The 25,488-nt window shown below is 38.1% G+C and carries 24 protein-coding genes and 1 riboswitch; of the genes, 17 read left to right on the forward strand and 7 right to left on the reverse strand.

The features are described 5' to 3' along the window. A partial coding sequence (locus M3Z76_RS15345) for a transposase (protein ID WP_295656940.1) occupies positions 1-244 on the reverse strand: 244 nt, incomplete at its 3' end. A 1,540-nt stretch (positions 245-1,784) separates the two neighbouring features. Next, a complete protein-coding gene (gene tnpA / locus M3Z76_RS19845; RefSeq protein ID WP_483310179.1) occupies positions 1,785-2,033 on the reverse strand; it encodes an IS66 family insertion sequence element accessory protein TnpA in 249 nt (82 codons plus the stop codon). A gap of 72 nt (positions 2,034-2,105) precedes the next feature. On the opposite strand from tnpA, the gene M3Z76_RS15355 reads away from it, so the two are divergent. Continuing rightward, positions 2,106-2,576: a DUF6904 family protein gene (locus M3Z76_RS15355; RefSeq protein ID WP_293928717.1), complete on the forward strand. Its 471-nt coding sequence runs from the start codon at positions 2,106-2,108 to the stop codon at positions 2,574-2,576. 338 nt (positions 2,577-2,914) lie between these two features. Here M3Z76_RS15355 and M3Z76_RS15360 read toward each other — a convergent pair whose 3' ends face one another. Further along, a complete protein-coding gene (locus M3Z76_RS15360; protein WP_293928719.1) occupies positions 2,915-3,445 on the reverse strand; it encodes a DUF3841 domain-containing protein in 531 nt (176 codons plus the stop codon). Between the two features lie 121 nt (positions 3,446-3,566). Between M3Z76_RS15360 and M3Z76_RS15365 the strand changes: the two genes are divergently transcribed. The 13 genes from M3Z76_RS15365 to M3Z76_RS15430 all read left to right on the forward strand — a co-directional run bounded on the left by M3Z76_RS15365 (position 3,567) and on the right by M3Z76_RS15430 (position 19,417). Then, positions 3,567-3,932 carry a DUF2500 domain-containing protein gene (locus M3Z76_RS15365; RefSeq protein WP_293928720.1) on the forward strand — a complete coding sequence of 122 codons (366 nt, stop codon included), beginning with the start codon at positions 3,567-3,569 and terminating at the stop codon, positions 3,930-3,932. 37 nt (positions 3,933-3,969) lie between these two features. Beyond that, on the forward strand, positions 3,970-5,589 hold the full coding sequence (locus M3Z76_RS15370) for an SWIM zinc finger family protein (RefSeq protein ID WP_293928721.1): 1,620 nt from the start codon (positions 3,970-3,972) through the stop codon (positions 5,587-5,589). A 126-nt stretch (positions 5,590-5,715) separates the two neighbouring features. Further along, positions 5,716-6,750, forward strand: coding sequence for a Wadjet anti-phage system protein JetD domain-containing protein (locus M3Z76_RS15375; RefSeq protein WP_293928722.1), 1,035 nt, complete (start codon positions 5,716-5,718; stop codon positions 6,748-6,750). Continuing rightward, complete coding sequence (locus M3Z76_RS15380) at positions 6,734-8,224, forward strand: replicative DNA helicase (RefSeq protein ID WP_293928724.1); 1,491 nt, start codon at positions 6,734-6,736, stop codon at positions 8,222-8,224. Before M3Z76_RS15375 ends, M3Z76_RS15380 begins: the two co-directional genes overlap by 17 nt. A gap of 1 nt (position 8,225) precedes the next feature. Further along, positions 8,226-8,966: a DUF6063 family protein gene (locus tag M3Z76_RS15385; RefSeq protein ID WP_293928726.1), complete on the forward strand. Its 741-nt coding sequence runs from the start codon at positions 8,226-8,228 to the stop codon at positions 8,964-8,966. Beyond that, positions 8,950-13,356: a coiled-coil domain-containing protein gene (locus M3Z76_RS15390; protein ID WP_293928728.1), complete on the forward strand. Its 4,407-nt coding sequence runs from the start codon at positions 8,950-8,952 to the stop codon at positions 13,354-13,356. Before M3Z76_RS15385 ends, M3Z76_RS15390 begins: the two co-directional genes overlap by 17 nt. 623 nt (positions 13,357-13,979) lie before the next feature. Further along, the gene (locus tag M3Z76_RS15400; protein WP_293928730.1) at positions 13,980-14,978 is read left to right on the forward strand and encodes an AAA family ATPase; all 999 of its coding nucleotides are present in this window, start codon (positions 13,980-13,982) and stop codon (positions 14,976-14,978) included. Then, complete coding sequence (locus M3Z76_RS15405; RefSeq protein ID WP_293928732.1) at positions 14,971-15,507, forward strand: hypothetical protein; 537 nt, start codon at positions 14,971-14,973, stop codon at positions 15,505-15,507. Before M3Z76_RS15400 ends, M3Z76_RS15405 begins: the two co-directional genes overlap by 8 nt. A gap of 209 nt (positions 15,508-15,716) precedes the next feature. After that, positions 15,717-16,055 (forward strand): hypothetical protein, encoded by a 339-nt coding sequence (locus tag M3Z76_RS15410; RefSeq protein ID WP_293928733.1) that lies wholly within the window; start codon positions 15,717-15,719, stop codon positions 16,053-16,055. A gap of 71 nt (positions 16,056-16,126) precedes the next feature. After that, a riboswitch (SAM riboswitch) is annotated at positions 16,127-16,231 on the forward strand. Positions 16,232-16,310: 79 nt separating this feature from the next. Then, entirely contained in the window at positions 16,311-17,048 is a 738-nt protein-coding gene (locus tag M3Z76_RS15415) for a cyclase family protein (RefSeq protein WP_293928734.1), read from the forward strand. A 121-nt stretch (positions 17,049-17,169) separates the two neighbouring features. Further along, complete coding sequence (locus tag M3Z76_RS15420) at positions 17,170-18,198, forward strand: lactonase family protein (protein ID WP_293928736.1); 1,029 nt, start codon at positions 17,170-17,172, stop codon at positions 18,196-18,198. 42 nt (positions 18,199-18,240) lie between these two features. Further along, entirely contained in the window at positions 18,241-19,047 is an 807-nt protein-coding gene (locus tag M3Z76_RS15425; RefSeq protein WP_293928738.1) for a HipA domain-containing protein, read from the forward strand. Beyond that, entirely contained in the window at positions 19,040-19,417 is a 378-nt protein-coding gene (locus tag M3Z76_RS15430; RefSeq protein ID WP_293928739.1) for a hypothetical protein, read from the forward strand. Before M3Z76_RS15425 ends, M3Z76_RS15430 begins: the two co-directional genes overlap by 8 nt. A gap of 142 nt (positions 19,418-19,559) precedes the next feature. On the opposite strand, the gene M3Z76_RS15435 is transcribed toward M3Z76_RS15430, so the two are convergent. After that, positions 19,560-19,856 carry a monooxygenase gene (locus M3Z76_RS15435; protein WP_293928740.1) on the reverse strand — a complete coding sequence of 99 codons (297 nt, stop codon included), beginning with the start codon at positions 19,854-19,856 and terminating at the stop codon, positions 19,560-19,562. A gap of 12 nt (positions 19,857-19,868) precedes the next feature. Further along, on the reverse strand, positions 19,869-20,789 hold the full coding sequence (locus M3Z76_RS15440) for a DsbA family protein (protein ID WP_293928742.1): 921 nt from the start codon (positions 20,787-20,789) through the stop codon (positions 19,869-19,871). A gap of 162 nt (positions 20,790-20,951) precedes the next feature. On the opposite strand from M3Z76_RS15440, the gene M3Z76_RS15445 reads away from it, so the two are divergent. Beyond that, positions 20,952-21,503: a TetR/AcrR family transcriptional regulator gene (locus M3Z76_RS15445; RefSeq protein WP_293928744.1), complete on the forward strand. Its 552-nt coding sequence runs from the start codon at positions 20,952-20,954 to the stop codon at positions 21,501-21,503. Between the two features lie 58 nt (positions 21,504-21,561). Here M3Z76_RS15445 and M3Z76_RS15450 read toward each other — a convergent pair whose 3' ends face one another. Beyond that, positions 21,562-22,344: an SDR family oxidoreductase gene (locus tag M3Z76_RS15450; protein ID WP_293928746.1), complete on the reverse strand. Its 783-nt coding sequence runs from the start codon at positions 22,342-22,344 to the stop codon at positions 21,562-21,564. 142 nt (positions 22,345-22,486) lie between these two features. On the opposite strand from M3Z76_RS15450, the gene M3Z76_RS15455 reads away from it, so the two are divergent. After that, positions 22,487-23,089, forward strand: a complete 603-nt coding sequence (locus M3Z76_RS15455) for a TetR/AcrR family transcriptional regulator (RefSeq protein ID WP_293928748.1) — start codon at positions 22,487-22,489, stop codon at positions 23,087-23,089. Between the two features lie 86 nt (positions 23,090-23,175). Here M3Z76_RS15455 and M3Z76_RS15460 read toward each other — a convergent pair whose 3' ends face one another. Beyond that, the gene (locus tag M3Z76_RS15460; protein ID WP_293928750.1) at positions 23,176-24,075 is read right to left on the reverse strand and encodes a helix-turn-helix transcriptional regulator; all 900 of its coding nucleotides are present in this window, start codon (positions 24,073-24,075) and stop codon (positions 23,176-23,178) included. 165 nt (positions 24,076-24,240) lie between these two features. On the opposite strand from M3Z76_RS15460, the gene M3Z76_RS15465 reads away from it, so the two are divergent. Further along, complete coding sequence (locus M3Z76_RS15465; RefSeq protein WP_293928752.1) at positions 24,241-25,479, forward strand: hydantoinase/carbamoylase family amidase; 1,239 nt, start codon at positions 24,241-24,243, stop codon at positions 25,477-25,479. Positions 25,480-25,488: the final 9 nt, after the last annotated feature.

Genomic DNA, 25,488 nt, shown 5'->3' on the forward strand with positions numbered 1-25,488 from the left:
TGGTCATAGCCTTTTTTAAGATTTCTACCTCTTGTTTCAAGCGTAGATTTTCCTTTTGGATCGCAGTGACTTCAGCTGCGGTTAACTCATCTGTCCCTTCAATCGGGGAATGAAGTTTAATCCACTTATAAATCGTTACCTCTGATACACCATATTCTCTTGATAGTTGATTGACCGAAGTGCCAGAGCGATAAAGCTCCACCACTGTTTGTTTGAACTCTTGATTATACTTTTTTTGACTCATTTCGGACACGTCCTCTCATATAAGTTATTTTACTAACTTAGTAGAGTTATGTCCACGACTCTATATTACATCCACTACTAAAAAAGCACAGAAATTAAGTTTAGGGATACAAATTGTTACAATAATTGGGGTTGTTACAGCAATAGTCTTAGCCCTTTAAAAAATCATTCCTAAATTTAATAATTAGCTATAATTTAAGACTTTTGTTTTCCTAGAAAATCACCATAAATAGGAACGAAATTAGGTTGAATTAATCTATTGTTATAATTTTCTGATTATTAATTGAGTTTTCACAAAATTTATCGTATATTCATATCAGTAACACATCCAACTCCTTTTTCGGAGCTAGCTGAAATATCTCAAGTTAGAAGATTCAGTCAAAATTCAAATCGTTTGATCATAATCAGACGTATTCGCCGGGGAATTCCATTTTGGAAAGGCTCGGTATAAAAGATAAGGACTCTGGAAATACCAGAGCAATTTCAAAAGTATAAAAGCTTACTAGTGGCGACTAGTGCGTAAAAATTGAATAGATATACCTCTCTTTTGTGATGCAAAAGTTAGGTGGATTAAAAGCTCAACGGTAAGACCAATTATGGTCGGTGTCGTTGAGCTTTTTTGTGTATAAATCGGTAAGGGAAAGCTGGAGAATCCGACCAGCGCGTCAGACGGACCCCTTAGCGATTTTTTTATTGGAGGATGTATCATTGCTCTGCCTCTCGCAAAAGTGAGCAGCTTAATTGAAACGAAAAACATGCACTACCTTAAAAGAATGTGTTCGCGAAAACTAACCATGAAAGGAGGTGAGAACATGAACAGAAAAGTACGTTCAGGCAAGAAAACGATTGTGTTTCAGGTCAAAGTGGCGCTCGATTCGATTGATTATATTGGTCAGTCCAAGCGCGCTTTTCGCAGCCAAGGCATTAAAGGCATACACTCATACAAGCAAAAGAAAAACACGTTTAGTGATTGCCAAAACTTTGTGAAGTGGGTGCGTCAGAGTTACCAAATTATAGAGTTGCAACAGCTTTCCCCAAAACACTATCATGCCTACTTTGACTTCATGCAGGAAAAGGGTTGCGGTGAAGGTCATATGTCGAATGTTGAGACTTCTCTTCGACTGTTGCAAGTGGCAACGGAAAAACAGTGGAACGTTACATTTTGTCCGGAGAAGAGAATATTTTCTGGTCAGTCCAAATTGCAGACCCGCAATCGCTCGTATACGGATAAAGAAATCGAATTAATCGAAGAAAATTGCTCGGAGGAGGTCCAGAAAGCGGTGCAATTGATGAGCAATTTAGACTTACGTTTAAAAGAAGTCGTCAACCTTCGCGGCAAGCATTTTACGAAAAAGGACGGTGAGTATTATTTAGAAATTACCGAAGGAGCAGGCGTGACAAAAGGCGGACGTTTCAGAAAAATCATAGTGCAGCCGCAGTTCAAAGAAGCACTACAAAATGATTTATTTTGGCTTGGCAAAGATGAATATTTAGTTGCTGTAACAGCCAATACCGTAAGCAGTGGTGTTCGTCGAGCTTGCTTAAAAGCTGGCATTCATCAAGATGGACGTGGTTGTCATGGCTTCCGTCACAGTTATGCAAGACGAAGATTCCAAGAGCTCGCTAATAGCGACGTGAGTCGGCTCAGTTTCCAATCTTTTCATCCAGCTATACATACTTTGAACACCTACTTGATTTTGTTTACACCAAGCTTTGACACTTGGCACTCCACTGGATCTGTAGGCATCGATGCGATCTTGCCACATTTGTTTACGTTCATCTACTGACATAAAAAACCCCCTAACAATTGATGTTAAGGTGATTATCACAAAACACGGTAATTATTAGAAGGTGTGGAGTATTTGACGCTTACGTTTGAAATATATTGGCCAGAGCTACTTTATGTTGTGTATGTGTTAAATGAATTTATAGAATCATATGAGCGCAGTACAAAGAGACCTATGCATACTTGGGATGAAAGTCAAGCGATAGTGCGCTTGTTCCAAAGTAAAGTATTGCAACTTGCTGGAGAGACTATGCCAGAGAAGTCGTATGTTTCATTCAAAAAATGGACAGATGGCACGAGCTTATTTTCATATAAGTTTTACGCGGATTTATATACGCAGTTTGTCGATTATTTGAATTTACAGTGGATTGAGATGGATCCACCAGAACGTCCGAAAAAGCTTCACCTTATTGCTAAACGTTTAAATCAGCATTCGACAGAGTATGAAAAACTGAAAAGACACATAAATGCAGCAGCGGAAGCGGAGGGTGTATACCCAAGTGAAATCGCTTATGGTGATTATGATACGATAGCGGTTGTTTGGTGATTAAGGTAAGAGAGGCTGTAATTTAATAGAAAATAAAATAGACATCACTTAATGCAAAGGGCGTCTATTTTTTTAAAAAGTGTCCACTATTCGGGGTTCAGTTCAAACATTTACTATTATAAATTCCTCTTAAGAACAGATTCAGCTCTTGTCTTCTTTGTATCAAAATAGTTGTAAATGTAGATGTATAGTAGTAATTTTTGAAGGTAGGGATATTGTTCATCATGTTGCCCAAATTGTCAGGCAATCACCTTAATTTTTAAGTTACTTAAAAAAGCATTATCAACAACAATCTCTTCAAACCATCAACTGTTACATTCAAGCTTTGATACAACGTTCTATCCTTTGCCAATAAACCTCCAAACTTTCTTAACCTGCTCCATCGTAATTTGTGGTGTCACACCTTGCAACCAATGTTTGTCATAATCTCCGGCCCAATCCAAGGGTCTTTTGGCCAACCATTGATGATCGAATAGTCGCTCCCATGTTTGTATTACTTCTTTTTGTGGAAATCCTCTTTTTTTAAAATCATCCCATTCATTTTCATCGTATGTAATGGGGCTATTGTTTAAAATGACATGCCATTCATCGAATGATGACCATAAAATTCGATCTTCAGGGATATCTAACTTTAAAATCACCCATCTTTCTTCTTTGCGCGCAAGTGCTTTTTCGTTTCTATTTGGTCGTCTTTGCCACAACCATATAGGGTAGTTTTCCATAGCACAATGAGTGATGCGCTTTTTCATTTGCTCTATGATCCATTTGTAGGCTTCTGGAAACATCGCAAAATCCTTATGTCCTTCTAGATAGCCTTGTTCACGCATTTTTTTATAAAGCTTTTCAGGTTTGACTGTGTATACAATCAAAATAATCCCCCCTATTGTTTTCTCTTATTGAAATATTTTACACTATTATGCTACTATTTTTGAAACCCTTTTTCTTATCCACACGTAAATATATTAAAAAAATACCAGGGAGGTTAATTATATGTATTATGACCCAAACCCTTTAGGAAACGCTATGTTTACAATTGTCCCACTATTAATTATTGGCGTATTTATTTTTATGGTAGTGAAAGGACTTACTCAATGGAGTGCTAATAATAACTCTCCTCGACTTACAGTTCCTGCTACCGTTGTTACAAAAAGAACACAGGTGTCTAGAAATCATCATCATGCAAATGACCATATACATACATCATCCTCAACTTCCTATTATGTAACATTTCAGTTTGAAAGTGGGGATCGCTCAGAATTTTCAATGAATGGCTCGGAATACGGGATGTTGGCAGAGGGGGATATTGGGAAGTTAACTTTTCAAGGAACGCGCTATCTTGGGTTTGAGCGTGTATAATCAGAAGTAAAAACAAACACCTGAGGAGGTGCCATCTATGAACCTAATCAACTTCGAACAACAAGTCGATGCAAAAATTCTAAGGCGAGGTCAAGACTATTTCAATGGAGGGCAAGTTGGTCCAATTAGCAATTTAGAAGATGGGGAATATGAAATCACAATCTATGGCAGCGAACTATACGAGGTGTTGGTGACGATGGATTCAAATGCCAATATCTTGTACAGTGCATGCACATGTCCTTATGATTATGGGGATATTTGTAAACATGAGGTCGCTGCCTTTTATGCATTGCGTGAGCTGTATGGGGAAAAGAAGAAGCCCGTAAAAATGCTCAAACAATTATTAGAGGAGCAGTCGAAAGAGAAGTTAATTGCTTGTTTATTGGATTTAAGTCGAGATATTGAAGGGGTTAGTGAACGTTTGATGTTCAAGTTTTCTGAGCAGGATGGTTCCATTGAGAGCAGTCGAAATTTAATTCGCAACTCGGTTGAGCGTTTTGCAATAGGGGGTTTTGTTTCATGGAAATATGTAGATGATGCGCTGCAAGGGGCATATACGGTGTTGGAGACGATTAGAGAGCAAATAGAAGCTTCAAAGCTGCCATTTGCGTTACAGTTAGCCTTAATGGTGCTTGAAGAAGTAGCGGATATGATTGGTTATGCAGATGACTCTAGCGGTGATATCAGTAATGTAATGATGAATGCACTTGGAAATGTTGAAGAAGTATGTGAGTTAGCTGTTGACTTCTCGTCAGAAGAGGAGAAAATGACAATATTCCAATTTATTCGAAAGGCAGCGGAGAAACAAAGTTTAGCTGATTGGGAAGAGGACTTACTTTACGCGATGATTCTTTTATGTGATACGGTAGAGCGAAAAAATACATTTAAAGAAATTTTAAATCGATTAGAGCACAGTGCTGCAGAGCATCAAGATGATTGGCGTAGGAAATATGAGCTTCAAAGTGCACAAAATATTCGTAAAGCCTTTCTTGAAAAGACAGAGGATAAGCAGACTGTTGAGGCATATATGCTACAAAATATTGCTAATGATCGTTTTAGGGAAGAGCTGCTCAAGCAAGCTGCTGCCGTAAAGGATTATAACAAGCTACTGAGTTTATTGCCCAGAGATTCACGAAAGCAATGGCTGGAGCTGGAGCTTATAGCATACGAAGGATTAGGCGATGTGGGGAAGCAAAGGCAAATTTTGAGAGAGCTCATTGTAGAAGGTAAGCAAGATTATTATGATAAATTGAAGGCTTTATATCCACATGAGGAGTGGTCTGCTGTGAGAGATGAAATGCTTGACGAACTAGCAGCGCAATCTTCCATATATAGCATTTATGCGGATATTATTATTAAAGAAAAACTATGGCAACGCCTTTTAGTTTTATGTGAGCAAAGTAGGACGGATATTGAAAGGTATTATTCATATTTAGCTGACGATTATGCAGAGGAAGCTAAAGGGATCTATAAAAAAGCAATTTTAATGGAGGCCGCTCAAGCAAGCAATCGTAGTCACTATAAAGCAGTTTGTAGACTGTTGAAAAGCTTTAAAAGAGATTGTGGGAAGACGGAGGCATATGAATTAATTGAACAACTTGCAATTACCTATAAAAAACGACCAGCGTTTTTGGATGAGTTGGGGAAGGTTAAGTGAATTTAATATAGTTCGCACAAAAAGCCTGAACAATTAAGCTTGTTCAGGTTTCACCGTAGTCAATTAATTTTCCTACCGCAACCTCCCTCAATCTTTGCTATACTAATAACAACTGGAGGGGGCAACATGAAAGACCAATTACTTCAATTTAAAAAAACATTTATCACATTAGCTGAATTAGAGCAGATTGTCGGAAGGCCTGAGACGTATGAGCAGTTTGCAGCAATTGTGCAAGATTTAGTGAATGAGCAGTTATTACAGCCTGTGAGAAATTCAGGGAACCCCCCGCAATCTCCTCAACTCTACTACAAATATAAGATTTTGAAGCATTCTGTGAAGAAAGAGCTTCGAGAGACGATTGAACGCTTGCAATTAACACTACATGAGCGCATTTCTTTAGATGCATATTACCGCCTTACACAAACTCAGCTTGAACAGGATTTACCATACATTGAGAAAATACATACATATTTAATGGCAGAAGGGTTACCAACATTATCAGCGCCAGCGCCAGAGCGAAGTCAACAGATTATGGGTGATGAAAAATGGATTCAATATAACGGGGGACGGCGTCTATTAGAACGACTCAGCTTATGGGCAGATATGCAAATTGTCGATGTAAAAGAGCCGCTGCGATTTGCGCTGAACCCGCAAAATATTGGACGGTCAACTCATTACCATTTAATTGTAGAAAATAAAACGACTTATGAGGCGTTATTGCCAGCACTTTCAGCAACTTGCTTTACGACATTAATATATGGAGCAGGCTTTGAAATTGTTGGGAGCTTGAGCTTGTTTCCAAAGCAGCTGCCATTACCATATGCCAACCACATATTTTATTACTTTGGCGATATTGATTTTGCAGGCATATCGATTTGGTATTTATTGAATAAACAGCAGCATGTGGAGCTAGCAACGCCATTTTATGAAGCGGCACTTACTGATTTAGGGAAGCCAATAGCTAAAAAGCAATTAATTGATGAAGAAGCGATTCAGGCATTTATGAAACGATTACATGAAGAGGCAAAGATGCAGTGTCAGCAATTAGTTGAACAGCGCTATTATGTGTCTCAAGAAGTGCTAACGACAGCGGAGCTACAGCAAATATGGCAGCGAATGAGTGCGGAATTAGTGGGGGATGCCAATGGAATGGAGTTTTGATATTACGACAGGCTTGAGAGAGCGTATGCGGCGTATTTATTTGTTTGAGCCATTGTATGAGCTTGCAGCGAAGCAACAAAAGGATGATGATGGGCAAGATATTGATATGCGTATGCTTGGTTTGTTGACATTGCTTTATTTTTTTGAAATGAAGCTTATGCGTGAGTCGAAAGTCGGGATAGAGGAGGCAGCGAATTATTTGCGACCGCTTATTCAGAAACGCTATAACGTTGCCGATGAGCGAGTGCATACGTTGTTATTAGCTGTTAAAGAAATTTTTCGACCAGCGAAGGGGCTTTATAAAACGTATTCCTTTTACAATTGGGAAACAGAAAAGGTGGAGGAGATTCCTTTTTCCTTTTTGAAAACAGATTTTTTTGATGTGAAGGAAAATCGGCAATATTACCAATTAGACGACGATGGCTTGGAGCTTATTTTTGCAACAAAAGAGTATTTTCAAGAGTTCCAACTGTCGATTCATCAGTTGATGCTACGCAAGCTGTTGGAGAAAGGCGAGCTACAAGGGGCGTTACGGCAAATTAATGAGATGCGCATGGATGTGGAGCAGCTGCACGAGCGAATGGAGAAGCTATCACATGAGATTAAGCGCAACATTATTAATATGGAGACCCAGCAGCGTTTTATGGAAGTGCTGCAAGATCGCAATTTACGTTTGCAGCGTGAAAATACCGAATTTGAGGAGCTGCATAAATTTATTGTTGATGCGAAAAAGGCATCCGAATCGACAACGAATGAGGAGGATATGCGCGCTTTTCGAATGCTGATGAAAATTGAGGAGGCGCTGATGGCTGTGCATGAGCAGCATCGCGCATTGCTGACACATAGCTTAAAGCTTAAGCAGGAGGCGCTTGAGGCAGCAGAGCAGTCGCTTTATAGCATCGGGGTAGATAATTTTAACTTTGATCAAGAAATTGTTTCGGAAATTGTTAGTACGCCGTTGCCACTTGAGTCGATGAAAGGAATTTTAGCGCCATTTTTAAAAGTTGGGCATAAAAAAATGTGGTCATTGCTAACTATTTTTAGTGCGCAATCGTGGTCAGAGGAAGAGCAAAGTGCTGAATTGGCACGCTATGAGGAAATTGTTGAGGAAGAGAAGCGAGAGCAGTATGCGAAGCAAATAAGGACATTATATGGCGCTTATATGAAGTCAATGCTTGCCTTTGCCGAAGGGCATCAAAGCTGGACAGTGCAGGACTGGCTTGAGCATATAAAAGAACAGAATGATTTTTCATTGGATGCACGCTACCTTTATGATTTTTTACTGCTTTGTCATCACCGCTCACCTCTCTATAAAGATAGCAACAATGCAGATGAGCAATCGTTGCATTTGTTGATAGAGGTAACAAGTTTACTTGGCGACCGTCAATTAGTGATTGAAGAATTACCGAATATATTGCAACCTACGAAGCGTTATTCGATTCAAAATCTACAATTCAAATGGCAGGAGGGATAATATGCTATATCAACAAGAGAAAGTAGAGCGTGCCTTTGAGATGTACAGTGAGCTGGCAATGGAAGGGCGTGTGACAGGAGAAGCTGTCCGCTTATTTAAAATTGATACTGACTTTCGAGCTTTAGTTGAGATGTTTTGTAAAAAAGTACAGGCCATTTGTATTGAAGTAGGTGATGAGGTGCTGCTTGTGCCTGAAACGAGGCTATCACCATTCCATGTAACAAACGAAGCGTTAAAGCGCGAATATTTTAAATCAAAAGGTCGCAATGATGATTTATATTTAATGTATTTTGCGACGATTTGTGTGATTGGAGAGTTTTATAATGCCTTTCATTCCATTCATCCAACGCGTCCGTTTATTACAATTGAAGAGTGGATTCAAGCGATTGATCGTCGGATGGCAACATTGCGTGAATATGATGAGGAAACATTGAAGGAGAAGGAAAAGCAGTATTCCTATCGTTGGCATATGCTGTTAGAAAAATGGGACGGGCTTGATGATGTCAAGGAAACAGCAAAGCGCCAAAGCGCCAATACGATGAGTAGAGTAAGTTTTTTACATACAACATGTCGCTTTTTGCGTGATGAAGAAATATTGATTGAAACAGGTATTGGTGAATTTGAGCTGACCGAAAAAGCGAAAGTCATTATCGGAAATTATTTTATGGATTCAGAATATAATCGAGGAATTATCGCCTTTTTATATAGCATGAAGGAGGAAGACGATGCCGACCATTACTAAAATTCGTTTTGCTAATGTCATTTATGAGCAAGGCTCAAAGCGCTATCATGATGAAACATTTCAATTTAACACGCATAATGGAGCGATTTTATTAGAAAATGGCGGAGGTAAGACCGTATTTATTCAAGCGGCGATGCAGGCAATTATTCCGCATGCCACTGTTGCTAATCGCCAAATTAAAGAAACCTTTTATTTAGAGGAAGGACCTGCACATATTGCAATTGAATGGCTGCTGAACGAGCGACCACGCCAATATGTCGTGACAGCTGTTACCCTTTATACAAAAAATAATAAAGTAGAATCGCTACGTTATGTTTATGAATATGGTGAGGGCGATAAGCAGGCTATTGATGCGATACCTTTTACGAAGCGAGAAGCGGGGATGCAATATCCAGCAAGCAAGGATGATATGCAGCTTTATTTTCAAGGAATTGTACAGCAAACGCCGATGCGCGCAAAGCTTTTTCCACAGTCGATTAAGGCTTTCACCGATTATTTAGAGAGCAATTATTTTATCATTCGTGAAGAGTGGGAAAATATGATTGTGATGAATAGTGCAGAAGGCGGCATCGAAAAGGTTTTTGAGGAGTGCAAAGGGACGCAGGAGCTATTTGATCGTTTGTTGATTCCTTCTGTTGAAAATGCCGATAAGCATTTCAATCCGCTTAGTATGGCTGATCAGTTTGAAAAACAGCGCAGCAATTTAAAAAAATATAAAGAGTTTAATGAAAAGAAACTTGAATACTATGCGATGCAGGAGCGTATGGAGCAATATGTGCATAAATTCCGAGTTTATAATGATGCCTTGGTGAACTATAGGGAACAGCAGCAACAGGCGGTAGCATATGTTCACTACTTGCAGCAACAGCGAGAGCAGGCGGAGAAAGATGTGAAATTGATTGAAGAACAGCTTGCCGATTTGAAAAATGTACAGCAACAGCTTGTGCAGCGTCAGCAAGCATTAACGATTTATAAGGAGCAGGACAAGCAACGACAGCTACAAGAAGAGTTAATTGTAGCTGAAGAAAAATTCAATCAAATTGAAAGCAAGCTCAAGGTACGTCAGCTTGACAAAGCTTCATTAGAATATGCAATAGATGCAGAAAAGCTGAAGCAAGCGGAGGAAACGATTGCCCATGCGCGTGTACTATTGCAGCAAGAAAATGAAAAAGAGGATATTGATGATTTACAAAATGAGCTAGAGCTGTACAAAGGGCAATGGCTTTATTTATTAGAAGTAAAAAAAGAACAGCTACAAAATAAATTAGCTGCAACAACACGTGATATCCAAAAGCTAAAGAATAAGGAGCTTGAAATTACCTCAAATTTAGAGGAGACACGCAAGGATATGCAAGAGGCGAGCAAGCGTGTAACTAAAAATGACACATTGATTCAAGAAAAATCGAAGCAATTAACACAGTTAAAGCGTAAGCTAGTAGCGCATGAAAATGAGCAAGTAGAGGACTTATTGAAGCAATGGATTGGGCGTGCCACACAATTAGAGCAAACAAGCCATGAGCATGAGAAACATTTGAAGGTACTGGAGCAGCAAGCGGTGGAACAGCAACAAATGAGCAAGCTGTTAGTAGAGAAACAAGTAGACTTAGAGAAGAAAATTAGTGTACTTGACCACCGACTACAGTCATTTGAGGAAGAGGAAGCATCAGTGAAAGCTCGTCTACAAACGGTCTTGCATCAAATGAGCATGACTGCACGCATTTATGACCGCGCGATGAGCTACACAAACCAGCTACAGGAAAAAATAACGCAGTTACAAGCCGACCATGCAGAAAAACTAGTTGTGGAGCGTAAAGCGAGGCGTTATTTGGATGACTATGGCGGGCAAAGCCAATTTTTTGCTGAGCCATATTTAGCTGAGCAAATCCAGCATTGGTCACAGTTTACACATATTCAAACAGGTGTTGATTATTTGCAATCATTAGAAGAAGCAATTGATGTGCAGCAAATTGCCTACCCATTTTGGGCGATAACGCTTATTACAACTGCAAATGAAAGGCAGGCATTGATTGATAAAGTGCATGTGCTGGCAGATAAGCTAACAACACCAATTGTTGTGTTAACACGTGAAGAGGCAAAACAGCTTGTACAAGGTGAGCCATTTGATGAGGCATGGATTGCTCCGTTATTTTGGCGAGAGCATGTAGATAAATCTGCGTTTTTACAATGGAAGCAAAGCGCAACAGCAGAAGCGAGCTTTGTGGAAAAAGAGCGTAAGGAAATCGAAAAAAAGCTATCAGACGTGGAGCAAGCTTATACGACGCTGACAACATTTCTTGAAAAATATCCATATGAGCATTTTAAGCAGTTAAATGAGCAACACTTTGAGGCAAAGGAAGCGCATAGTAAGGCTGAATATGATTTACGTCAAGTAGAGCAAAAAATAGCAGAAACCGAAACAACGAAAAAGCAAGTAGAACAATTATTACAGCAAGAAAAAGAGGAGCTGCGCAATTTAAATTTTGAGCGTATTCCGAATGCGCAGGAGTATCAGCGTATTCACAAGCAAATCGAGCCATTACAGGCACAGAAGAAAATCGATGAAGTAGAAGTGACCCGCTTAGTGCAAGTTGTGCAGCAGCTTTCGCAAAATAAAGATAATTTGCAGCAGCAATGGCTTGATATGACATCAGAAAAGCTAAATATTGAGCACAGTATCATGCATGAAATTGAACAGCACGAAATTTACCAGCAGCGAGCAGCATTAACGGTACGTGCTACGACATTGTCTGAGCATGCATTGAAGCTAGAGGTGACACGCATAGAGGAAGCGCTCAAGAAAATGTCCGCAACAATTCAGCAATTGCAGGAGCGAATTGATACGCATGAAAAACTAGTGCGGGATTATCGCGATTCGCTTGAGCGCAAGCTTGCGGAACATCCAGCATTGGATAAACAAATAGCTTTACCAGTCCAACCTGAGGGGATGCTAAAGCAACTTCAACAAGAAATGAATCGTTTAATTGCTGCAAAGGTAGAGCCATTGAGTGCTGTGGAGCAAAAAAAGGAAGCTTTGCAATCTTTAAAAGGCAGTATTCAGACATTAATTGCGCAATATGAAGGGGAGGTGCCAGCACGCACCGCTTCGATTGAAGAGCTACAGCAAGTGTTACAGGTTGATTTTGAACGCTATGAGCAGAAGCTTACTTATACGAAAAGTGAATATACGCGTATAAATAAGCAGGCAAAAAATTTAGCGTTAGCTGAGGAGCAGTCAAAGGATAGTTATTTCCGCCATCAGCTCAATAAAATTAAGCAAATTCCATCACTATCTACTGAGCAGCAAATAGCCTTTTTATATGAATATGAAAAAGAGCTAAAGCAAATTTTCGCAAAGCTAGATGCCAATTTGAAGGAATTGCAAAGTCAGCAGCAAATGATGGATAAGGAAAAGCAGCAATTCCGTCAGTTTTGTACTACTTTGCAAGATCACAAGCTAAGTAAAGTGACGATGGATGGCATTGAAAATCATCATACGTACAAAGCAATAATGGAGCATCAACAGCTTATCAATCAAACGATTCAGCAGGCAATTCATCTTGCTGATGCAGCGATTCAAGAGTATGACAAAGACCAGCAGCAAATTATTCAATATGCCGTACAGCAGCTTGTTAGAATCCGACATAATTTATTGGAAATTCCTAAAAAGACGCGTATTCGAACAGAGAACGAAACAAAAGATATGTATCAATTTGTTATTCCTGAGTGGGAGGAGCATGAGGCAAAGGACGCGATTCGCGATTATATTAACTGGATTTTAACGACGCTTGAGCAAGATAAATACCGCGATGAGTATGGCAACGAGGATGTAGCGAGCATCCGCAAATTTTTGGAAAAACATTTGCAAACAGTGCCGTTGCTGCACCAAGTGCTTGGCAATAAAAAAATGCAAGTAAAATGCCGCAAAGTAGAAAGCGAGCGCCAAATCTCTTCTAACTTCTATAGCTGGGAGCAGTCCAATAAATGGTCAGGCGGGGAAAGCTGGAGCAAAAACATGGCCCTGTATTTAGGTATTTTGAAATTTATCGCAGAAAAGTCAGGCGGCCCAATGAATACGAAACGTAATCGCGCGCTCATACTCGATAATCCTTTCGGCAAAGCATCGAGCGATCATGTATTAAGCCCTGTATTTTATATCGCCGAGCAGCTCGGTTTCCAAATGATTGCACTAACTGCCCATGCGGAAGGTAAGTACATCGCCGACTACTTCCCAGTCGTTTACAGCTGCCGACTTCGCTCGGTACGCAACGCATCACATCAAGTGGTTCAAAAAGAGCAGCAGCTAAACAAAGCCTTCTTTGCCGACAATCAGCCAGAGGCACTGCATTATGTTGGTGAGAGGAAGCAGATGACGTTGTTTGAGGATGAGTAAGTATGTTTAATCATTTTACTTCCCAATATTTGATTGAGTATAAAATAGTTTTGGTTAATAATAAACTAATTGATAGCTAAATCAAGAAAGGTATGATTGAAAATGCTTTCTTTAGAAGGGTACATTTCAAAAAGAAAAATAGAAGATAAGATAAATGAGTATGACATTGATTCTAGAAATGAGAATATATGGATTTGTGTGAATTATATTTTTGAATATTTTAATCAATACTCAAATACTGAAGAAATAGGACAAAGGATTGGAGTAAATATAGAATAAATATTTGGATTTTTGCTTTTAATTATTTATCTCGTTTTTTTGATAATGATAGTTTATGGCCAGCACAACATAGGATTAAAAGTAATGAAATAGGCATAAATTATTTTTATGATTATAAGCAAAAAAATAATCTTTTTAATTTAAATACACTTTACAGTAAAATTTCAAACAAATCTTTTGTTCAAGGTAAACAGCAATACATTGAAATAATTTTCATGTATATTTGGCTTCATAATATATGAGGAGATGAAGATAATTATTGGGAACAATATAGCGCCATAAATCTTTAACATAGGATTTAAAACAAGCTGAATAAATGCTCAAAATGTAAGGGAGTGAAATGAATGCCAATCCAATCAGCACATCTTCAAAATTTTACAGTGTTTGAAGATATGCAAGTGCAGTTTTCAAAAGGGATTAATGTGATTGTTGGAACAAATGGAACAGGAAAAACACATTTGATGAAGGTAATGTATGGGATTTGCGAAGAAATAAGTTCCAGCCAAGAAGATGAAGTAATGGATATTGCTCTAAGTTATTTTTCTGTGGAATCTCTACAATTAGTTAAAGTTAATGCCCAACAAGCAATCGTTAGTGTAGTTCTTACTGATGAAAATTCAGCAACTTATGAAATTGATAATTCACAAAAACGTAGCAAGAATACGTTGGACGGTTTTAATTTCCATTTAGATTTTAATGTGAAATCAATCTTCATCCCTGCAAAGGAAATGCTGTCCCATTCCAAAGGTCTTTTGGCACTTTATAATAAATATAAAATACCTTTTGATAAGACGTATGTTGATATTGTTATTAATGCTGAATTGCCTGAAGCTCGTAATATGTCTAAGTTAAATGATGCTCTATTACAAACCATTTCCAAAGTTATTGGTGGGGAAGTGCTACATGAAAACGGCATATTTTACATTAAAAAAGCGAATGGGGCGAAAATTGAATTTCCTGTAGAAGCAGAAGGTTTACGTAAGTTTGGTTTATTGTGGAAGCTAATAAAAAATGGCTTATTTGAAAAGGATACAGTGCTTTTTTGGGATGAACCTGAAGCAAATATCAACCCAGAGCTTATGCCCATTTTAGTTGAATTAATGTTAGAGCTTGAACGAAAAGGCGTGCAGTTATTCATTGCGACACATAGTTATAACTTAGCAAAATATCTTGAAATTAAGCGGAGAAAAGAAGAACAAGTGCTATTCCACCATTTACATCAAACTGAGCAAGGGGTACAAGTAGACAGTAGTGTTTATTTTGGCGAATTGGAAGATAATCCAATTATAGAAGCAGATACAAAATTATTGGATGAAGTCATTGAGGGAAATTTCGATGACTAATTGTAAAATCGTTGTGGAAGAGAATGGACGCTTTCAGTTTGACTTTTCAGCACTTGATTATGTATGGCAATTTCACGATAGTGTTGTGAAAACAATGCTAAGCGATGTTGATTTTATTACTGAAACTGCACAAGAGGTTGTTTTTATTGAGTATAAAAATGCTAATATTAAGAATGCAGTAAATCCAGATGCAATGCTACAAAAGATAAAGCATGAAACATTTTATTCTAAAATAGCACGCAAATTTTATGATAGTTTATTGTTATTTTGGGCATGTAAAGGAAATGAAAAAGAGCTTCCAATTACATTTGTATTAATTATTGAACATCCTATTTTAGACAAAAAGCTACGAAGACAATTGAAGTTGAAAATTGAAAAACAATTGCCATTACAGTTGAATATTCCAATGATTGCAAGACAAATGATATCAAGCTTTGAAGTATTGAGCTTGGATGAATGGCAGGAGCGATTTCCACAGATTGTAGTTAGAGAAGTTATACCAATAGATGAAACTCCTACTCAGTTTTGAGGTAGGAGTTTTTTATTCAATGCACATGACCGCAAATCGTGCGAAGGATTATTTGAAAAGCTAGTATTATCAAAATTTATTGTTGCAGGAAAATATGATAAGAAAAAAAACGTATTCATTTAAATATTATCGCAGCAGACGAGTTTTATACGTATTATGATGGCGTGATTTATAACATCTTGTATTCAGGTGATGTAGGCGAGGAAGAAATGGTTACATTTGTACAGGATTTTATTGTGCAAAATACAATCCAAAAGCTTGATTTTGAGAGAAAATATGAAGGCTGGGGTTCGATGATGTGGGTTCTTGCTGTGGTAGGTATCCTGTTAGTATGTTTTATCATATTGCTTTTTTATATTGCAAATTTAAAAGGCAAAAGTAAAAAAGTGAAGGTGCTGATATTTGGTCTTGGTTTATTATTTATCATTACGCCATTAATCAGTGGGGCAATCGCTATGATGGCTAATGTTTGTTCTTGTGCTGCCAATCGGGATTGTAGTTTCTTTGCTCATTACGATTTATGGTATTGTCCTCTTCATAAAGGATAGAAAAAGTTAAATCAAATCCATATAAAACTTGTAGGATAAGAAGGGTTATGCTACAATCAACATAATTTCATAGCTTATCAAGAGAGATTGAGGGATTTGGCCCGATGACGTCTCAGCAACCAGCTATTTGCTAGTATGGTGCTAAATCCAATAGGCGAATGCCTTAAAGATGAGTGGAATACGATTATATGGCAATCGAAGCTCTCTTTATAAAAAGAGGGCTTTTTTACATTTTATAGAAAGCAGGGATGGACGATGACGAATGATTTATTACAGGCAGTTGAGCTATTAAAAGGCAAGAAATGGGTGGATTTAACGCATACATTTGGACCAGATTCTCCGCATTTCTTTATGTTTGAGGATGCTAAGTTTGAAACGTTATTTTCACATGATGACGGCTTTTTTGCACAGCAGTTTTCATTTCCAGGGCAATATGGGACACATATTGATCCACCAATTCATTTCGTGCGTGATGCGCGCTATTTAGATGAATTAGATTTAAAGGAGCTTGTGCTGCCACTTGTTGTCATTGATAAATCGCAAGAGGCAGAGGTGGACAATGATTTTACTTTAAGCGTTGAGGATATTTTGGCATTTGAGGCAGAGTATGGTGAAATTGAGGCAGGTACATTTGTAGCGCTGCGTACGGATTGGAGCAAGCGTTGGCCTGATAAAGAGGCATTCAATAATAAGGATGCGGAAGGTAACAACCATATTCCAGGCTGGGGCTTTGAGGCATTGCAATTTTTATTTAAAGAGCGCAAGGTGAGTGCAGTTGGGCATGAAACATTCGATACGGATTCCGCAGCAGATTTCCGCAAAAATGGCAATCTTCAAGGAGAATATTTCGTGCTAGAGCAGGATACGTATCAAATCGAGCTATTAACGAACTTAGATCAATTGCCAGCGAAAGGGGCAGTCATTTTTAATATTGTGCCAAAGCCTGAAAAAGCATCTGGCTTTCCTGTGCGCTCGTTTGCGATTTTGCCATAATGATTGACGCATGGAATCAATGAAAGTTGATTTCATGTGTTTTTTCGTATAAGATTCTGATAAAATCGGGCGAATTATACTTGTTAAACTACTCCAATAAAAGATAGGAGATAATGAAAGTATGGAAAATGAAGTTAGTTTAGTTATTGGCACATATCAAAAAGCACAAGCTAAAGCATTGCAAATCGTTACATTCAATACAGAGAAGCTAACGATAAAGTGGCAGATAGGCGTAGCAGAAATAGATTCACCTTCTTTCGTTGAGGTTTACCAATCGACTATTTTCGCTGTCAGTGAGGAAGAAGCTGGCTTTATATACAGCTATCATTACGATGGACAACAGCTAACAATGCTTAGCCGTCAATCAACGCATGGAGCAGCACCATGTTATATACGCTATGATGCAAGCAAGCGTGCTTTGTATGTCACAAATTATGTATCTGGCTCAATAGCAGTTTTTACAGTCAATGAACAATTCGAAATTCAGCCTTGTAAGCAGCTGATTCAGCATACAGGAAGCAGTGTGAATGTGGAGCGACAAGAGGCGGCACATGCACACTCTATTGAAATTTTACCTTTTGCTACAGATTATAAAATTGTACAAGACTTAGGCTGTGACACAATTTCCTTATATTTTACTGAACCAGATGGTATGCTAACACTTGTAAATACTTTTCAAATGCCATTAGGAAATGGTCCGCGCCATGTAGCTTTTCATAAGGAGCATAAGCTCGTTTATGTATTAAGTGAATTAACATCAACGGTTGATGTATTGCAATTCGATGAAAACAAGCTAACTTTTGAATTAATTCAAACGATAGCTACATTGCCTAAAGGCTTTTTAGGTGAAAATACAGGAGCAGATATTCATATATCGCCTGCAGAGGATTATTTATTTGCATCAAATCGAGGACATGATAGCATCACTATTTTTACGATCGATGCCCAAGGGCAATTAGCATGGCATCAATGTATGCATACAGGTGGAGAAACGCCACGTAACTTCGCAGTTATTTCAGATGATTTACTCGTCATCGGCAATCAAAATACAGATAAGCTCACAATGGCAAAGCGTGATGAGTGTAATCTGTTTGCGTTGCAGCCTGTGGAATATTTAGTAGAAAAGCCTGTTTGTGTGAAGGTATTATAAGGGGATTTAAGTTATAATAGATGATTAAAGGGAGTGAATGATATGGAAAGAATTATTATTCCGTTAGAAACTGTCCCAATAATCAGTACCTCGAGTAAAGGGGATCAATCGAAATGGCAAGTTGATAATAAGTGGATTAAGCAAAATACACGTGGTTATGAAGGACAAGCAGAGGTGCTCGCATCGCTTATTCTATCATGTTCTACGTTAACAGAACGAGAATATGTTAAGTATCATCTGTGCGAAATTCTATTGCCGAATGGAGAAACATCATTAGGATGTTATTCTTATGACTTTAGAGAGAAGTTGCAGGAAGTTACCCTGGAACGCCTATTTGAAGCAAATTTTTCATCAACCGATTCGATTTTAAATAATACTGCTTTATCAACTGAAGAAAAGTTTGAACAGCTACTGCGGCAAGTTGAGCTATATACAGGAATTAATGTACGTGAGGAATTAGTTCGTATGCTTGCATTCGATGCTTTAATTTTGAATGAAGATCGCCATACAAATAATATTTTATTTTTATATAATCCGATGCAAAAATCGTGGCGACTTGCGCCAATTTTTGACAATGGGCTTAGCTTTTTATCAGACGAAAAGGATTATCCACAGGGGAAGCCATTAACTATTTTAAAACGAAAAGTGAAGGCGAAACCGCTCAATTCAAATTTTTCAAAGCAACTTGCTTTATACAAAGGGCCTGCTTTTATTAATAAAACAAAGTTATTGCGAGCACTTGAAACAATAGATATTGATTTTGGACGAGCACAGCAAGTTTTACTATCACAATTGAATGACCCTAGTTTTGCACATCTTTTTTATGAAGGACGCGTTGCTAATGATTAACTATATGAAATTTGATGTAATGTGGATGGATGATGTAATTGCACATGTTGATTTAAAGCCTGCCAATGGTGGAACGCCTTATGTGATAAATTATATTGATGATTTTAATAAACAATTTTCTCCGAATATGGAAGGGCATATTAGCATTGAGGAGCTAGAGATGTGGCTGAAGTGGCGCACTTTTCCTCCGACTCGTGCTAACGCACAGGAGCTGTTAGAAAGCCTAGGTTTGCAGGCATATAATCGTTGGGGCATTGTGCGAAAAACACATGGTGTCATGGCTGATGATGAGATTTGGCTACGCTTTGATGGTGAAACTTTAACACATCGAGATGTTTGCTTGCGGAAATATTTGTATTATCCAGAATAATAAATAGTGTGGGCTTGTTGAAAAAGGATTTACCTTTTTCAAACAAGCCCATATTGCAACAATACATAAATAATCTTAAGGCTTTGGAATAGTGAGAACAATTTACAGAAAGGCTTTATATAATTTATTTTAGGCTTCCTATTCAACCTTTATTAATTTCTGTCAGCTGCTCATTAATTACAAAAATCTTTGCATTTACGTTGTCGATGCCAAATCCAGCTAGCCTTTTTGTGTGCATAGCAAGATATTTTTCAGTTGCTTCCTTTGTTGCGAATTTGTAAATACCACCAGCCTCGCCTGTTTCGGCATTTTCTGCCCAAATTTTTGAAATAAAGCCTTCTTCATGATTGATGCTTTGTGCCAATTCAGTAAAAGCCTGTGTCATGGCATCTCCGAATGGGCCAGCCATTTTGAAATCTACTTGTAGTAAGTAAGCCATCCTTATTCTCCTTTATTTTTTTGTAATATAGTTTTCGCCAAGAAGCTCCTTTAATTCATAAGCATTTGAGGAAAGTTCCTCTTCTATAAAGCTTGTTATAGCAGCTTGGTCAATATCATACATAACTTCAATTTCCTTTGAGAAAAGTAGCTCCTCTTTTTCAAGTAAGCTTGCAAGTGAAGGTTGCTCTTTTGGCTGTATCTCTTCACCAACTACTTTCTGTAATCCTTGAACATAAGCTTCAAGTGGGCGACTACCAACTATTTTTACACCTTTATTTTCTTCGTTTATCATAATAATTGTTGGAAAGCCTCTTGCACCAAGCTCGCGTGTAAGTGCAAAATCCTCGTTTAATAATTGCTGACCGATTGGACCTTCAGCCTCTGCTATAATAGCGTTACCATCGAGCCCAAGATGATCGACAATACTTATTAATACATCAAGCTCAGAAACGTTTTGATTAAACGCAAAAAGCTGCTCTCTTGTACGACGTAAATATTCATAGGCTTTTTCAGCGCCATAATTTTTAGCGATGACCTTTAATAAACGGGATGAGGGGTAAGAAGATTGCACAGGATTATCAATCATCACTGAGCCATCAATTGGCATACGTGAATATTCGCCAACCTCTCTCCAATGTGGTGCAACGTCGGATGGTTTAGAAATACCATTCGCAGGATCAATCGGACCATCATGCCATTTTTCTAATAATCCACCAAGCACAGTGTGGAAATTAACATATTGCCCATATTGCTCTTGGAAGCGACGTAGAACAGGCTCTAACGCCCAGCAGTGTGAGCAAATTGGATCTGTTACATAATATAAATTAACTGTTTTTGCTGGTTTGTTGAAATCAATGACTGCCATTTCCTCATCGTCAGCAACACCACACACACCTGTTTGTAAATCACACATCATATTATTATTTGTCATTTAAGACCCTCCTAATTAATTGGTCTACTTTTTTATAAGCTGTTATAGTTGCCTTACAGCTTTATTGTAGTAATAATAAAAATAAAAAAACACCAATAGATGATTAAATATGTTGTTTAGCCAACACATTGGCAAAATTGTCGAAAAAGTAGGAGGGATACTATGACGCAAGCGAAAACAGATCCTCGTGTGCTGCGTACAAGAAAATCCATTATGGATGCATTTATTGAGCTTTCTACTAAAAAGGAATTTAAAGATATAACGATTAAAGATATTACGATAGAGGCTATGATTAATCGCGCAACCTTTTACGCTCATTTTGAAGATATTTATGATTTATTAGAAAAGGTTTTATCAGAAATATTTATGATTAATTTAGATGAGACGATTTTGGCTAAAAATGAGTTAAATGAGGAAGCAGCGGTAAGTATTTTTAAAGCAATTACAAGCTTTCAGCGCTCATTATCTTCACGCTGTCATAGAGGATATGAGGAGACAATTGCACGCATAATTAAAGATCAGCTTGAGGTTATTTTTTATAAAATGCTGTTAGCAAAGCACGACAAAGCAGATACTGAAGCATTAAAAATAGCAGCGGTTATGCTAAGCTGGGGAATGTATGGTGCCTCAGTAGAATGGCGCAGAAGTAGCATGACAATATCACCAGAGGAATTTATTAAAAAGGTAATTCCTCTTTATAAGGAGATTAAGTAAGAAGCATGTAATAATAGAGCATATCAAGAAAGAAGCCCCTTTCCTGATATGCTCTGTTTTAATATTTATATGATTGACCGCCATCAATTGGAATCACGACACCGTTGATGAAATCAGCTTGATTCGATAATAAAAATGCTACAAGATAGCCAACTTCCTCAGGCTTACCAAAGCGTTTCATTGGGTTTGGTTTTACAAATTCTTTACCTACCTCTTCCCAGTTGTCTCCGCCGATTTGACGTAGTGAGCCTTCTACCATTGGTGTCATAATTGCGCCAGGAGCAATCGCTTTTATTGAAATACCGTATTGACCATATTCAATACCCGAATTACGTGTTAATCCAACAACACCATGTTTACTTGCTGCATAGCCAGATTGGTTACCAACACCACGAATACCGCCAACTGAAGCAGTATTTACAATGGAGCCGAAGCCTTGCTCTTTCATCACTTTTAATACGTAGCGCATTCCATAAAATACACCATTTAAGTTAATTGAAATTACTTTTTGGAATTCCTCAACCCCAAAATCCTCTGTTAAATTTTGTTTACCTTCGATTCCTGCATTGTTAAAAAAGCCATCAATTTTGCCGAATTTATCTACAGTTGCCTGTACATAGCCTTCAACCGCTTTTTCATCTGCCACATTTGCTGTTAATAATAGGGTTTCAGCATTTGGCTCAATTTCTACAATTTTTGCTTGTGTGTCTTTTAAACCTGCTTCATTTAAGTCAACTAATGCAAGTGTTGCACCTTCAGCAGCTAATTGTAATGCAGTAGCTTGACCTAAACCAGAGCCTGCGCCTGTTATAATAACTACTTTATTCTCAAAACGTTTCATGATCTAATCTCCTCACTTCTGTTCAATAATTGCTACAAGTTCATTGTAGGCAATCAAATTGCTTTCACCAATCATTAATTGCCTTTAAAATGTAAAGAAATACTACATTTTTTGAAAAAGTGTCGACATTGAGGTGAGTTATTTGAAAACGCATTCAGTTCAAGCAGAAAGAACAAAGCAGTTTTTGAAAAAATCATTTATAAAATTGGTTCACGAAAAAGGTTATAATGCTGTGACGGTGAAAGATATTGTGACTGATGCTGGCTATAATCGAACAACCTTTTATTTGCACTATCAAGATAAGCAGGATTTAGTAGAAGAGCTTATGCAAGAAATGGAAGCATTAATCCAGCATTATAGTATGTGTAAATATAAAAAAGATACGCCAATTGATGTAATGAAAATGAATAATTTATCTTTTGATTTGTTCTATTTCATTTACGACCATCGTGATTATTTTTCCTTGTTACTAGTAATGGACACATTACCTGGCATTCATCGCCAATTGCCTGATAGGCTATATTATATGTTCCTTCACCATTTTCAATTTAAATATAATAATGCAAATACCGATGACCAACATCAAAAGCGCTACATGGCATACGGCACTGCGGGTGTGATTCAAGATTGGATTGAAAGTGGATTTATAAGTAGCCCAGCTGAAATGACCATGAAGGTAACCTCGATTTTAGGTACATTTGCAAAATATTTTACTATCCACTACGACGATGCTCAGTGCACATAGTTCTGGTAGTTTCTAATACCAAAACTTCAATTAATGGTTCGTTGAAATTCTGTATAGTAAAGCCTTTGATGTGACTATTTTATTCGTTACTCTTTTGTTTGTGTACGATATTTATTGCGATATTGTAGTGGTGCAAGATGATAATTTTTGCGAAATAGCTCCACAAAATAGCTCACTTGATTGAAGCCTACTTCCTCGCTAATTTGTGAAATCGATTTATTTGTATGCAAAATTAAGCTTTGTGCGATATAAAGGCGATGCTTATTAATAAATTTAATTGGCGATAAGCGTGTGTATTTTCGGAATAACTGATTGCATGCGCTTTTATTAATGAGCGCGCAGTTCGCCAAATCATTGACCGTAATCGTATTTGAATAGTTTTCTTGTACAAATTGCAGCATTTGATTAAAAATCGCAATTTCATGCTCCTCACTATTTTTCATTGCCACATCATAGTGTGTAAGTAGATGCTCGAGAAGTGCTGTTAAAAAGGCGATTACTGAGAAAGGTGTTGGTTTATGACCTTGCGTCCAGTTCGCAAGCCTTGCTTTTTGCTCAAGCGATAATGGCAGTAAACAAGAAGCAAATGGATTGTCTTCAAAAAATGGCTGTACATGCGCTGTCAAAAGCTTTGGATGTAAAAAGTCCAAGTCGAAGTTAATGCAAAGTGCATTTGTATTTTGATTAATCGTTTTTGAGCTATGCAGCTGCTTTTTATTGATAAGTAAAAGCGTGTTTTCAGAAATAGTTACAATTTCATGATTAATTTGATATTCAAGCGAGCCTTGATACACCCACACAATTTGCAGTGCATGATGCCAATGAATCGGTATATAATCCGAGCGTAAATGATGATATGTTTGCGTAAATAAGGCGATTGCATAATCATCAAACTGATACGTCACCTGCTCCTCTAAATCCTCTGTTAATGTAATTTCAAACGTTGTCCCATCTAAAATATTTTGCGCGACTGGCTTTGATTTCATCAACATTCCCCTTTTCCTCAAATTTGATAAAAATAGTTACAAAATTTATAGAAAGAATATTCCGATTATATGTATAGTAGCTGTAATAGCAATAGTTTAACGTATTGAAAGGAGAACGTTAACTATTTTGTATTGTAGCGAAATTTGATAAAAAGGAGAATGGCGATGGCATATAGCTTACGACAAGGGGCAGTCCGTGTGATTGAGGATTTAAAGGAGCTTGCCTTATTAACTTCTAATCGAGATGGGGCACAGCGCGTTGCTTGGACGGCGTTATGGCAAACGGCACGTGATTGGTATCGCCAAAAAGCAGAGGAGCTTGGTGCGGAAGTTTCAATGGATAGTGCTGGCAATGTTTGGACGAAAATTGAAGGCGAAAGCGCAGAGGCAATTGTCATTGGAAGCCATTTAGATAGCGTGCCAAATGGGGGCTGGCTTGACGGTGCACTAGGTGTATTAGCTGGGCTTGAGGCGTTACGACGTTATGTAACTGACAATAAAAAGCCAAGGAAAACGCTATATGTGGTCGATTGGGCAGATGAGGAAGGCGCTCGTTATGGCTATAGCTGCCTAGGCTCATCCGCAGCAAGCGGCTCTTTAAATGTGGCTGAGCTAGTAGGACGTGTTGATTTACACGGCATAGCTTTTGAAGAAGCAGCAACAGAGTTTCAAGTAATACCAGAAAGGATGCTACAAGCGCATCAGGAATTTTTAACGAGAAATATTACAGGCTATTTAGAGCTGCATATTGAGCAAGGGCCTGTTTTAGAAAAAGAGCACAAGGATGTGGCGTGTGTATTTGGCGCAGCAGGTGTGGAGCGCCATTATATCGATTTTGTTGGACAGGCTGCTCATGCAGGCTCATTTCCAGTAGCTATGCGTCAAGATGCCTTTCTAGCTGCGGCAGAGGCAGCATTGGAATTTAGAAAGCTTGCATTAAAATATAAGGCGGTTTGTACGGTTGGGCAAGTGCAAGTACAGCCTGATGTTGTCACAATTGTACCAGGGAAATGTACGATTTCCTTAGATATGCGTACGATAGATATGGCTGATTTGCAAAAAATGTATGAGGAAGCACAGGCTGTGACAGAAAAAATCGCGAGCGCAAATGACGTTTCAGTAGGATGGCGAAAAATTTATTCGGTCGCACCGCAATTATTCAATGAACAGCTCATTCAGTTATGTGAAAAAGCTGTTGAAAAGGAAACAGGTGAGCCAACAAAAATGTACTCTGGTCCTTTACACGATGCAGTTGAAATGGCAAAGCTTGTCCCAACTGTCATGATGTTTACAATGTCTGAAGGTGGCTTATCACATACAAAGGAAGAGCACACGCCAGAGCCTAAGCTACAAATCGGGATTCGTGCATTTTTACGATTAGTTCATGAGGTGATGGAAGGATAAAGGAGGGTT

Source organism: Metasolibacillus sp. (genome assembly GCF_025291715.1).
GTDB lineage: Bacteria > Bacillota > Bacilli > Bacillales_A > Planococcaceae > Metasolibacillus > Metasolibacillus louembei.